Annotated in this window: 11 protein-coding genes; 2 read left to right on the forward strand and 9 right to left on the reverse strand. The window is 73.7% G+C overall.

Going from position 1 to position 10,985, the window contains the following annotated elements; all coding sequences use genetic code 11:
* Positions 1–119: 119 nt before the first annotated feature.
* Positions 120–374, forward strand: coding sequence for a hypothetical protein (locus tag Q7T67_RS17490; RefSeq protein WP_304792693.1), 255 nt, complete (start codon positions 120–122; stop codon positions 372–374).
* Between the two features lie 33 nt (positions 375–407).
* Here Q7T67_RS17490 and argC read toward each other — a convergent pair whose 3' ends face one another.
* The 7 genes from argC to infC form a co-directional block, all read right to left on the reverse strand.
* Positions 408–1,421 carry an N-acetyl-gamma-glutamyl-phosphate reductase gene (gene argC / locus Q7T67_RS17495; protein ID WP_304792695.1) on the reverse strand — a complete coding sequence of 338 codons (1,014 nt, stop codon included), beginning with the start codon at positions 1,419–1,421 and terminating at the stop codon, positions 408–410.
* A gap of 55 nt (positions 1,422–1,476) precedes the next feature.
* Positions 1,477–3,984, reverse strand: coding sequence for a phenylalanine--tRNA ligase subunit beta (gene pheT, locus Q7T67_RS17500; protein WP_304792697.1), 2,508 nt, complete (start codon positions 3,982–3,984; stop codon positions 1,477–1,479).
* Positions 3,985–4,060: 76 nt separating this feature from the next.
* Positions 4,061–5,134: a phenylalanine--tRNA ligase subunit alpha gene (gene pheS, locus Q7T67_RS17505; protein ID WP_304792700.1), complete on the reverse strand. Its 1,074-nt coding sequence runs from the start codon at positions 5,132–5,134 to the stop codon at positions 4,061–4,063.
* Between the two features lie 126 nt (positions 5,135–5,260).
* Complete coding sequence (locus Q7T67_RS17510; RefSeq protein WP_304792704.1) at positions 5,261–5,989, reverse strand: RNA methyltransferase; 729 nt, start codon at positions 5,987–5,989, stop codon at positions 5,261–5,263.
* An 84-nt stretch (positions 5,990–6,073) separates the two neighbouring features.
* Positions 6,074–6,445, reverse strand: a complete 372-nt coding sequence (gene rplT / locus Q7T67_RS17515) for a 50S ribosomal protein L20 (RefSeq protein WP_304792707.1) — start codon at positions 6,443–6,445, stop codon at positions 6,074–6,076.
* On the reverse strand, positions 6,445–6,642 hold the full coding sequence (gene rpmI / locus Q7T67_RS17520) for a 50S ribosomal protein L35 (RefSeq protein ID WP_304792710.1): 198 nt from the start codon (positions 6,640–6,642) through the stop codon (positions 6,445–6,447). The genes rplT and rpmI overlap by 1 nt, the downstream gene beginning before the upstream one ends.
* Positions 6,643–6,941: 299 nt before the next feature.
* Positions 6,942–7,760 carry a translation initiation factor IF-3 gene (gene infC / locus Q7T67_RS17525; RefSeq protein WP_370695418.1) on the reverse strand — a complete coding sequence of 273 codons (819 nt, stop codon included), beginning with the start codon at positions 7,758–7,760 and terminating at the stop codon, positions 6,942–6,944.
* A 205-nt stretch (positions 7,761–7,965) separates the two neighbouring features.
* Between infC and Q7T67_RS17530 the strand changes: the two genes are divergently transcribed.
* On the forward strand, positions 7,966–8,439 hold the full coding sequence (locus Q7T67_RS17530) for a low molecular weight protein-tyrosine-phosphatase (protein ID WP_304792715.1): 474 nt from the start codon (positions 7,966–7,968) through the stop codon (positions 8,437–8,439).
* Positions 8,440–8,493: 54 nt separating this feature from the next.
* On the opposite strand, the gene thrS is transcribed toward Q7T67_RS17530, so the two are convergent.
* Positions 8,494–10,497, reverse strand: a complete 2,004-nt coding sequence (gene thrS, locus Q7T67_RS17535) for a threonine--tRNA ligase (protein WP_304792718.1) — start codon at positions 10,495–10,497, stop codon at positions 8,494–8,496.
* A gap of 44 nt (positions 10,498–10,541) precedes the next feature.
* Positions 10,542–10,985: hypothetical protein (locus tag Q7T67_RS17540; RefSeq protein ID WP_304792721.1), on the reverse strand; the 444-nt coding region annotated here is incomplete at its 5' end.

Here is a 10,985-nt window from a genome sequence, read left to right on the forward strand (position 1 = left end):
CCGTTTCAGCGCGGCAGGATTGGAGACAGGCCCCTCTATCCCTCGTCGGCGCGCTCCGCCCGCCGCGCATCGCGACCCTCGTCCGGTCCGGCTGGGTCGTCCGGGTGCGTGTGCCCGCCGTGACCGGCATCCGCGCCGGGCTCCTCGCCGACGCCACGACGGCCCGCCGGCTCCGGGTTCGCAGGGGGACGCTCGTCGCCACGGCGACCGTCGGACGGCGCCGGGCCGGCGAGTACCGGCTGCGACTGCGGGTGCCGGCCGCCTTGCGGGCGAAGGTCCGCCGGGCGACCCGCATCACCGGGACGCTGCGGGTCCTCACGACTGCGGCGGCAGGCACGGCCTCCGTGTCGAAGCGGGTGACGATCAAGCGCTGAGACGCGACGGTCGGGGGTGGGCCGCCCGCAGGGTCAGCCCTGCAGCCCCTCGTCCTCCGGCCGCCCGAACGCCACGTTCAGCGACTGGACCGCCTGGCTCGAGGTGCCCTTCCAGAGGTTGTCGATGGTCGCGAAGACCAGGACGTGACCCGAGCGGGGGTCGACGTGGGTGCGGATGCGGGCGTGGTTGGAGGCCTGGACGTCGCGCATGCCCGGCTCGGCCGTGGTCAGCTCGACGAACGCCTGGCCCTCGTAGGCCTCGCGGAAGAGGTCGGCGACCTCGGCGGCGGTGACGTCGCGCGGCGCACGGACGTAGGCCGAGACGAGCTCGCCCTGGTCGACCGGCACGAGGTGCGGCACGAAGACGGGCTGGACCGCGTCGTCCATGCCCAGGCCGCCGAGCTCCTGGCGGATCTCGGGCTGGTGGCGGTGGCCGGCGACGCCGTAGGCGTGGACGTTCTCGGAGACGTCGACGTAGTGGGTGGTCCGGGCGAGCTTGCGCCCGGCGCCGGAGACGCCCGTCTTGGCGTCGACGACGACGTCCTGCAGCAGGCCCGCCCGTGCCAGCGGGGCGAGCGCGAGGATCGTCGCCGTCGGGAAGCAGCCGGGACCCGCGATCAGCCGACCACCCTCGCGGACGCCCAGGAGCGCCTCCCGGTGGATCTCGGGCAGGCCGTAGACGGCGGTGCCGAACAGCTCGGGCGCGACGTGGACGTCGCCGTACCACTCGCGGTAGACCGCGTCGTCCTGCAGGCGGAAGTCGGCCGAGAGGTCCAGCACGACGAGCCCGTGGGCGTGCAGCGCGGCGACGGCCTCGCTGGAGGCGCCGTGCGGATACCCGACGATCGCGACGTCGTGCGACGCGCCGATCCGGTCGAGATCGGGCTCGGTCAGCTCGACGGGGACGCGGTGGTGCGGGTAGAGCTCGTCCAGCCGCATCCCGGCCTCGGCCCGGGCGGTGATCTCGCCCAGCTCGAAGTGCGGATGACGGTGCAGCAGCCGGGCGGCGAGCGCCCCGGCGAACCCCGACGCCCCGAGGACGGCCACGCGCGGGCGCTCCCTGCCCCGTGCCGGTGCGACACCGGCGGCGGAGGTCGCCCCCTCAGCCACGGAGCACCCCGCCCACCTGCTCGGCCAGGGCGGCGACGATCGCCTCGCGGGTGCCGCCGATCTCCTCCTCGGCCAGCGTCCGGTCCGCGGCGCGCAGGCGGACGTGCAGGGCGAGGGAGACCTGGCCCTCCGGGACGCCCTTGCCGCGGTAGCTGTCGAACACGGAGACGTCCTCCAGCAGCGCTCCGCCGGCCTTCCGCGCGACGGCGACGACCTTCGCGGCGGTCACGTCGCCCGCGACGAGCACGGCCAGGTCGAACCGGGCGTCCGGGAACGCGCCGACGGCCCGGAACGGCCGCTGCTCGGGCACGAGGGGCAGGAGCTTGTCGAGATCGACCAGGAACGTCGCCATGCGCGGGAGGTCCCAGCGGTCGGCGACGCGTGGGTGGACCTCGCCGAGCAGCCCGACCTGGACGGCGTCCTCGCCGGAGCCGACGAGCACGCGCGCGGAGCGCCCGGGGTGCAGGAACGCGACCTCGTCCGTCGCCTCGACCGCCCAGTCGTCGATCCGCAGGCCGTCCATCAGCGCCTCGAGCAGGCCCTTGGCGGCGAACAGGTCGTCCTGCACGAGCGCGGCGATCGCCAGGTGCTCGTAGGGCATGTCGGGCCGACGGGGATCGGGGGTGTCCCGGAACACCGTGCCCGTCTCGAAGATCCGCAGCCCGTCGACCCCGCGCGTGCGGTTGTGGCGCGCGACGTCGAGCAGCGAGACGAGGATCGTCGGCCGCAGCACGGCCTGGTCCTCGCTCAGCGGGTTGTCGAGCACGACGGCGGCGGCGCGCGGGTCGTCCGCGTCCAGGCCGAGGCGACCGGCGGCGCCCTTGTCGGTGAACGACCAGCCGACGACCTCCTGCAGCCCCCGGCCGACCAGCACGTCCTCCGCGCGTCGGCGGGCGCGCTGCCGGGGCGACAGGCGGGCGGCGACGGTGCGCCGGCGGGTCGGGAGCGTCGGCTCGAGGTCGGCGACGACGCCGAGCCGCGCGATCTCCTCGATCAGGTCGATCTCGCGCGTGACGTCGGCGCGGCGTTCGGCCGGGACGACGACCTGGAGCGTGCCGGTGCCCGCGGGCGCGTCGGGCTCCGCGTCGGTGACGGAGAAGCCGAGCGCGTCGAGGAGCTCCGTCTGGCGCGGGCGCGGAACGGGGGTGCCCAGGACGCGCTGGACCCGTGCCTCGCGGACCGCCAGGGGCGGCGGGACCACGGCGGGGTTCCACGAGCCCGCCGAGAGCGTGCCGCCGACGCGCGAGGCGCCCGCGGTCTCACGCAGCAGCCGTGTGGCGAGGGCCTGGGACCAGTCGACCTGCTCCGGGGCGAGCCCCTTCGCGTTGCGCGACGCCGCCTCGCTGAAGAGGTCGAGCCGGTGCGCGGTCCGGTGGATCGTCGGGCCGTCCCACGAGGCGACCTCGAGCAGCACGCGCGTGGTGCCCTCGTGGACCTCCGACCGCGCACCGCCCATGACGGCGGCCAGCGACGTGGGGCCGTCGGCGTCGTCGATGACGAGCTCGCCGGCCCGCAGCGTGCGGGTCGTGCCGTCCAGCGTGTCGAGCCGCTCGCCGTCGACGGCCTCGCGGACGGTCAGCGACCCGCCGGCGACGCGGTCGGCGTCGAAGGCGTGCAGCGGCTGGCCCGTCACGAGCATCACGTAGTTCGTGATGTCGACGACGTTGTTGATCGGCCGCTGGCCCGAGGCGGACAGCCGGGCCTGCATCCAGAGCGGCGACGGGCCCACCGTCACGCCCTCGAACAGCCGCAGCGTGAAGCGCGGGCAGCGGGGCGTGGCGACCTCGAGCGAGAAGCCCTCGATGGCGTCGCCGGCCGCGTCGACCGCCGCGCCGGTGCCCTCCGTGGCGTCCTCGCCGGGGCCGACGGTCGTGCCGGCGGCCTGCGCACCCGCCGCGGTCCACGGGGCGGGGCGCAGCTCGGCGCCCGTCGCCGCCGCGACCTCGCGGGCGATGCCGTAGAGGCCCAGGCAGTCCGGGCGGTTCGGGGTGATCTCGAGGTCGAGGACGTCGTCCGCGTGCAGGAGGACGTCGGAGAACGGGGTGCCGGGCGCGATCTCGGCGGCGTCCGGGAGCACGGTGTCGAGCGCGAGGATGCCGTCGTGCTCCTCGCCGATGCCGAGCTCGCGGGCGGAGCAGATCATCCCCCGGGACTCCTGGCCGCGGAGCTTCGCCTTCTTGATCTTCATGCCCCCGGGCATGACCGCACCGATCGTCGCGACCGCGACGACCTGCCCCTGCGCGACGTTCGGCGCGCCGCAGACGATCTGCGACGGCTCGTCCGCGCCGATGTCGACGGTCGTGACGCGCAGGCGGTCGGCGTCGGGGTGCGGCTCGCAGGTCAGCACGCGGCCGACGACGATCCGCTCCGGCGTCTCGACGCCGTGGTGGATCAGGCGATCGAGCTCGGTGCCGGTGACGTTCAGGCGCGCGGCGACCTCGGTGGCGTCCAGGCCGGACAGGTCGACGTAGTCGCCGAGCCAGCTCATCGGGGCCTTCATGCGGGTGCCTCCGTCCGGGCGGGGACCGTCGTGGGGTGCACCGTCGGATCGGCGGCGCCGGGGGCGCGGAGCGGGCTCATGCGTACTGCTCCAGCAGGCGGACGTCGTTCTCGTAGAGCGGGCGCAGGTCGCTCAGGCCGTAGCGGAGCATCGCGATCCGCTCGATCCCCATGCCGAACGCGAAGCCCTGCACGCGCTCGGGGTCGTACTCCGCCCGGCCGACGGCCGAGAGGACGTTCGGATCGACCATCCCCGAGCCGAGGATCTCGATCCAGCCGGTGCCCTTGCAGAGCGGGCAGCGCGCGCCGTCGCGGAGCTGTCCCGTGCCGCCGCAGAGGTGGCAGGAGACGTCGATCTCGACGCTCGGCTCGGTGAACGGGAAGAAGTGCGGGCGCAGGCGGATCTCGCGGTCCGGACCGAAGATCGCGCGGGCGAAGCTCAGGAGGACGCCCTTGAGGTCGGCGAGCGTCGTGTCCGTGTCGATCCAGAGGCCCTCGACCTGGTGGAACTGCGGCGTGTGCGTCGCGTCGCTGTCGGGGCGGTAGACGCGGCCGGGGACGATGATCGCCACCGGCGGCTCCGCGCGCTCCATGTGCCGGACCTGCATCGGCGAGGTGTGGGTGCGCAGGAGGCGCTGGACGTCGCCGTCCAGAGCCGGCGAGGGCGCCAGGTAGAACGTGTCGGCGCGGTCGCGGGCGGGGTGGTTCTCGGCGTGGTTGAGCGCGTCGAAGTTGTAGTGGACCGTCTCGGTCTCCTGCCCCTCGACGACGTCGAAGCCCAGCCCCAGGAAGATGTCCTCGATGTCGCGACGCACCCGTGTCAGCAGGTGCAGCCCGCCGACGGGCTCGGACCGGCCCGGCAACGTGACGTCGACGCGGTCGGCGATCAGCCGCGCGTCGAGCTCGGACTCCTGCAGCTCGGCGACCCGCGCGTCGATCGCGGCCTGCAGCGCCTGACGGGCCTGGTTGGCGGCCTTGCCGACGATCCCGCGCTCCGCCGGCTCGAGCTTGGACACGTCGCGCAGCAGGTTCGGCAGCTCGGCCTTGCGTCCGAGGTGCTGGACGCGGAGCTCCTCGAGCTCGTCGGTCGTGGTGGCCGCGGCGACTGCGGCTTCCCCCGCGGCGCGGAGCTCGGCGATCCGTTCTTGCATCGCGGCCAAGCGTACCGGGGAGCCCCCGAGACCCCGGGCTCCCCCGGGCCGCCCGCGACCGGGGTTCGATCCTCTCGCGGACCGGCCGCGCGACGCGTAGCCGGCCGGTCCGCCGGGCGGCGAGGTTCAGCCGGTGGACGTCCGCGCCAGCTCGTACAGCGCGACGGTCGCGGCCATCGCCGCGTTCAGCGACTCGGCACCGTCGATCGGCAGGTGCGCGGTGCGGTCGCAGGCGGCGACGACGTCGTCGGGCAGGCCGTCGCGCTCGGCACCGATCAGCAGGGACAGCCCGTCCTCGCCCGCCGGATCCACGAGATCGGCGCGCAGCTCGTCGCCGGCGCGGAGGACGAGCGCCACGGTGACGCCGGGCAGCGTCGCGGGGCCGTCCGAGCGTGCGACGGGGACGGCGAAGATCGAGCCCATGCTCGCGCGGACCGCCTTGGGGGCGAAGGGGTCGGCGGTGTCGGGCCCGATCGACACGCACGACGCGCCGAGGGCGTGCGCGGCGCGGATGGCGGTCCCGACGTTGCCGGGGTCCTTCAGGCCGTGCAGGTGCAGGCAGCGCGGGCCCACGGCGTGGTCGAGCCAGCGCTGCGGGTAGATCCCGATCGCGCGGGTGCCGGACCCCAGGGCCGAGACGCCGTCGAGGAGGCCCGGGTCGACCTCGGTGCCCTCGAGGCCGAGCCCTGCGGGGACGAGCACGTCCTCGGCGGACCATCCCGCCGCGGCCGCGGCCGCCACGAGGTCCTCCCCCTCCGCGACGAACAGGCCGGTCCGCGACCGCTCGCGCTTGCGGGCCTGGAGCACCCGGACCTGCTTGAGCCGGGGGTTCTGGTGCGAGTTGATGACGGACATGGGGGCGGCGGAACGCAGAACGGGCGCCCCGAAGGACGCCCGATCAGCAGACTGGGTGTCGGCCGGTAGGCCGACGGGCGCTCGCTAGGCGGCGGCCTTGGCGGCCAGCGCGTCCTTGGCGACCGCCGTGAAGGCCGTGAAGGCCTCGGGGTCGCGGACCGCGAGGTCGGCGAGGTTCTTGCGGTCGACCTCGACGCCGGCCAGGATCAGCCCGTGGACGAGCTGACCGTAGGTCACGTCGTTCAGGCGCGCGGCGGCGTTGATGCGCGTGATCCACAGGCGACGGAAGTCGCGCTTGCGGTTGCGGCGGTCCCGGTAGGCGTAGACGCCGGCCTTGAGGCCCGCCTCCTTCGCCTCCTTGTACGTGTTGTTCGCGCGGCCGACGTACCCCTTCGACCGCTCGAGGGTTGCGCGACGCTTCTTCTTGGCGTGTACCGAACGCTTGACGCGGGTCATCAGCCGTCTCCGAGGAGCCGCTTGGCACGAGACGTATCAGCCTCGGACAGGATGGCGGCGTTGGCGAACTTGCGCTTGCGCTTCGGCGACTTCTTTCCCAGGATGTGGGAGGACATCGCGTGGCGGGCGGAGACCTTTCCGGTCCCGGTCCGCTTGAAGCGCTTCTTGGCGCCCGAGTGTGTCTTCTGCTTGGGCATGCGAATCGGTGATTGTGCCAGATGGCGATGGGCCGTGCGTGGCGGTCCGGCCCACGCACAGGAGAACGGGTGACGGGGCGGCCGGGCGGGGCGGCGTGCGCCCCGCGAACCGGCGTCCGCGACGTCGGGGCGCGCTGTGCGCCACCCCGAACACTCTGAACGACCTGCAATCCGCGTGCGTTGCGGTCCCCCGGGAGGGGACCGCGACGACGTCCGCGGCGGCCGCCCGGCACGGCGGTGGGGACCCACCGCACGCCGGACGGACCGGACCGCGTCCCGTCGAGGACGCGGGTCCGGGGTCAGGACGCGGGCGCGTCCTGGGTCTCGGCGACCGGCTCGGCCTCGGCGACGGGCGCCTCGTCCGGCTGCTCCGTCGGGGCATCGCCCTCGGCTGCGTCGTCGGCCGCCGGCTCCTCGAGGGGCGCGTCGTCCGCGGCCGTCGGGGCGGCGTCGGGCTCGGGAGCCTCGTCCGGCTCCGGAGCGTCGTCCGCGGACGCGTCGGCCGTGACCGCGGCGTCGTCGGTCGACTCGTCGCTCGGGGCCTCGCCACCGACGACGATGCCGGCGTTGTCCTCGGCCTCGGCCTCGGCGGCGAGCTCCTCCTCCGTCGGCGGCACCTTCGGCGCCCACGTGCCGTTGATGACCTCCTTCGAGGGGCTGAGCATCATGGTCATGTTGCGGCCCTCGAGCGAGGGGCGCTGGTCGACCTGGCAGATGTCGTCGAGGTCGATGACGAGCCGCTCGAGCAGGTCGCGGCCGCGCTCGGGGTGCGTGACCTCGCGGCCACGGAACATGATCGTGACCTTGACCTTGTCCTTGCCCTTGAGGAACCGGATGACGTGCCCCTTCTTGGTGGCGTAGTCATGGTCGGCGATCTTCGGGCGGAACTTGATCTCCCGCGTGACGACCTGCGTCTGGTGCTTCTTGGCCGTCTTCTTCTTCTGCGCCTGCTCGTACTTGTACTTCGAGTAGTCGAGCACGCGACAGACCGGCGGGCGGGCCGTGGCGGCCACCTCGACGAGGTCGAGGTCGCGCTGCTGGGCGTACCGGAGGGCGTCTTCGGTCCGCATGACGCCGGCCTGGTTGCCGTTCTCGTCGATGACGCGAACTTCGGGCACCCGGATCCGGTCGTTGACACGCGTGGTGTCACGTTCCGGCGGACGACGGTCGAACCTGCGCGGAACCGGCACTAGGAGGAGATGATCGCGGAGCGCAGGGCCTGCGCACGCGAGGTATCGCGAGTAAACAAGGAACAGACTGTAGCGCAGACGCGCCCGTGTGCCAGGACGATTCGCGCTCGGACCCTCCCCTACCCTCCCGGGGGTGCACCTCCTGTTCGTCTGTCTCGGGAACATCTGCCGCTCGCCGACGGCCGAGGGCGTCATGGCCGACCTGGTCGAGCGCGGGGGCCTCGCGGGCGAGATCACGGTCGACTCGGCCGGCACCGGGTCCTGGCACGTGGGCGGTCCCGCCGACGAGCGGGCCACCGCCGCGGCCGCCCGCCGCGGCATCGCGCTGACGAGCCGCGCCCGCCAGGTCACGGTCGACGACTTCGCGATCGCGGACCTGATCGTCGCCATGGACGGCCGCAACGCCGAGGACCTGCGCGCGCTCGCCCCCGACGACGCGGGGCGGGCGAAGGTGCGGCTCCTGCGCTCCTTCGACCCGGGCACGCCCGCCGAGGACCAGGACGTGCCGGATCCGTACACGGGCGGACCGGAGGGGTTCGAGCTCGTCCTCGACCAGGTGGCGGCCGGCTGCGAGGGCCTGCTCGCGGAGGTGCGGCGGCCGGCCTGACGGGGCGGTCGGCCGCGGCGCCGGGCCCCGGCGTCCCGGCCGACCGGCGGCGGGTCAGTCCGCCGCGGGCTCCGGGGTGCCGAGCGCCGTCCGCTCCTGCACGGCCGAGCCGAGCGTCGCCGCGACGTCGGCCACCGGGGCCGCCGACTCCTCGCGCCCGCCGTGGTGACGGAGGGTCAGCGTGTGGGCCTCGGCCTCCTGGTCGCCGATGACGGCCATCAGCGGGACCTTCGACAGCTCGGTCTCGCGGATCTTGCGGCCGACCGTCTCGGTGCGGCCGTCGACGACCACGCGCAGCCCGGCCGCCTTGAGCTCCTTGGCGATCGCGTGCGCCGCGTCCTCGTGGCGGTCGGACACCGTGAGCAGCGCGACGTGGGCGGGCTGGAGCCAGAACGGCAGCTCGCCGCCGGTGTGCTCGAGCAGGATGCCGATGAAGCGCTCGTAGGAGCCCAGGAGCGCGCGGTGCAGGACGACGGGCCGGTGGTCGGAGTTGTCGGCACCCGTGTAGACGAGGTCGAAGCGCTCCGGCGCCTGGTAGTCGATCTGGACGGTGCCCAGCTGCCACGAGCGGCCGAGCGAGTCGCGGAACTGGATGTCGATCTTCGGGCCGTAGAACGCGCCGTCGCCCTCGTGGACGACATAGGGCAGGTCGTTGTTCTCGAGCGCGGTCCGCAGGTCGCCCTCGGCGCGGTCCCACATCTCGTCGGAGCCCAGGCGGTTCTCCGGCCGGGTCGACAGCTCGTAGGTGAAGTCCGCGGCGTCGAACCCGAACAGGTCGTAGGTCGCCTTCGCGAACTCCAGGCAGCCGGTGACCTCGTCCTGGATCTGGTCCTCCATGACGAACAGGTGCGCGTCGTCCTGGCAGAACTGTCGGACGCGCATCAGGCCGTGGAGCGCGCCGGAGAGCTCGTTGCGGTGCAGCAGGCCGGGCTCCGAGAAGCGCACGGGCATGTCGCGCCAGCTCCACCGGGTCTGCCGGAAGAGCTCGTAGTGGCCGGGGCAGTTCATCGGCTTGAACGCCATGTCGGCCTCCACGCCGCGGTGCTCGTCCGCCGCGGTGCCCGCGTCGCCCGTCGACGTGAGGAACATGTCGTCGCGGTACTTGTCCCAGTGACCCGAGGTCTTCCAGAGCGACGCGTCGAAGAGCTGGGGGGTCTTGACCTCGGTGTAGCCGCGGTCGTCGCCCATCTCCCGCGACAGCGCGACGAGCTCGTTGAAGATCCGGGTCCCCGACGGGGTCCAGAAGGCGGAGCCCGGAGCGGCCTCGCTGAAGTGGTAGAGCCCGAGCTCCTTCCCCAGCTTGCGGTGATCGCGCTGGCGGGCGAGCTCGAGGCGCTCGAGGTGCGCGGTCAGCTCCTTCTTCTTGAAGAACGCGGTGCCGTAGATGCGCACGAGCTGCTGGCGGTCGGAGTCGCCGCGCCAGTAGGCCCCGGCGATCGACTGGAGCTTGAACGCGCCGATGCGCTTGGTGCCCGGCCCGTGCGGGCCGCGGCAGAGATCCGTGAACGGGCCGTTGGTGTAGAGCGAGACCGTCTTGACGGGCGCGTCGGCCGGGGCGTTCTTCACGAGGTCCTCGATCAGCTCCACCTTGTAGGGCTGGTCCTCGGCCCGGAAGCGCTGCAGCGCGGTCTCGACGGAGACGTCCTCGCGGGCGAAGTGCTCGTCGGCGTTGACGTGCTCCTTCATCTTCGCCTCGATCGCCGTGAAGTCGCCGTCGTTGAGGACGACGCCCTCCGGGAACTGGAAGTCGTAGTAGAAGCCGTGCTCGATCGGCGGGCCGATCGCGATCTTCGTGCCGGGATAGAGGTCGAGGATCGCCGCCGCCAGCACGTGGGCGGTGTCGTGGCGGATGAGCTCCAGGGCCTCGTCGGAGCGCTCGGTGATGATCCCGATCTGCGCACCGTCGTCCAGCGGCCGGTCGAGGTCGCGCTGCTCACCGTCGACGGTGATGGCCAGCGCGGCCCGGGCCAGGCCGGGTCCGATCGCGAGCGCGGCGTCCGTGCCCGTCGCCCCGTCCTGGAGGTCGAGCACCTTGCCGTCGGGAAGCGTCACCTGCATGACGCCAGGGTATTCCAGGCGGACCGGCGCCCGCCCGGCGCCCGTCAGTCCGCGCTGCCGCCCCGCGTGCGCCCGTCCGTCGCCCGGCCGGTGAGGAGCAGGTCGATCTCGCGCGAGTAGGCGGCGCCCAGGACGCAGAGCGTCGCGCCGATGCCGAACATCACGCCGACGGCGGCGTGGTTCTCGAACGCGGCGAGGATCGCGAAGCCGAGCGCGAACAGCGTCAGGAAGAACGGGCGGGTGTTCTCGATCAGCCCAGTGGTGCTGCGGGCGATCTCGTTGACGTCGGTCTCGCGCAGGGCCTGCACCGTCGCGCTGGCGGCGCTCGATGCGCGGTCGGCCGCCACCCGGGCGCCCTCGGCGGTGCGGTCGGCGGCGCGGGAGCGGAAGCTCGCCGTGTCGCCGTCGGCGGGCTCCTGGTGGGCGGCCGGGCCGGGGATCGCCCCGGTCTGCGTGCCGGGGGTGCCGTGGACGCCGGCCGCGGCACC

This window comes from Patulibacter sp. (assembly GCF_030655195.1).
Lineage (GTDB): Bacteria > Actinomycetota > Thermoleophilia > Solirubrobacterales > Solirubrobacteraceae > Patulibacter.

Bases quoted from the DNA above. Each gene is read 5' to 3' on its own strand.
- pheT (WP_304792697.1), bottom strand. From the start codon at position 3,984: ATGAAGGCCCCGATGAGCTGGCTCGGCGACTACGTCGACCTGTCCGGC.
- pheS (WP_304792700.1), bottom strand. From the start codon at position 5,134: ATGCAAGAACGGATCGCCGAGCTCCGCGCCGCGGGGGAAGCCGCAGTC.
- Q7T67_RS17510 (WP_304792704.1), bottom strand. From the start codon at position 5,989: ATGTCCGTCATCAACTCGCACCAGAACCCCCGGCTCAAGCAGGTCCGG.
- rplT (WP_304792707.1), bottom strand. From the start codon at position 6,445: ATGACCCGCGTCAAGCGTTCGGTACACGCCAAGAAGAAGCGTCGCGCA.
- rpmI (WP_304792710.1), bottom strand. From the start codon at position 6,642: ATGCCCAAGCAGAAGACACACTCGGGCGCCAAGAAGCGCTTCAAGCGG.
- thrS (WP_304792718.1), bottom strand. From the start codon at position 10,497: ATGCAGGTGACGCTTCCCGACGGCAAGGTGCTCGACCTCCAGGACGGG.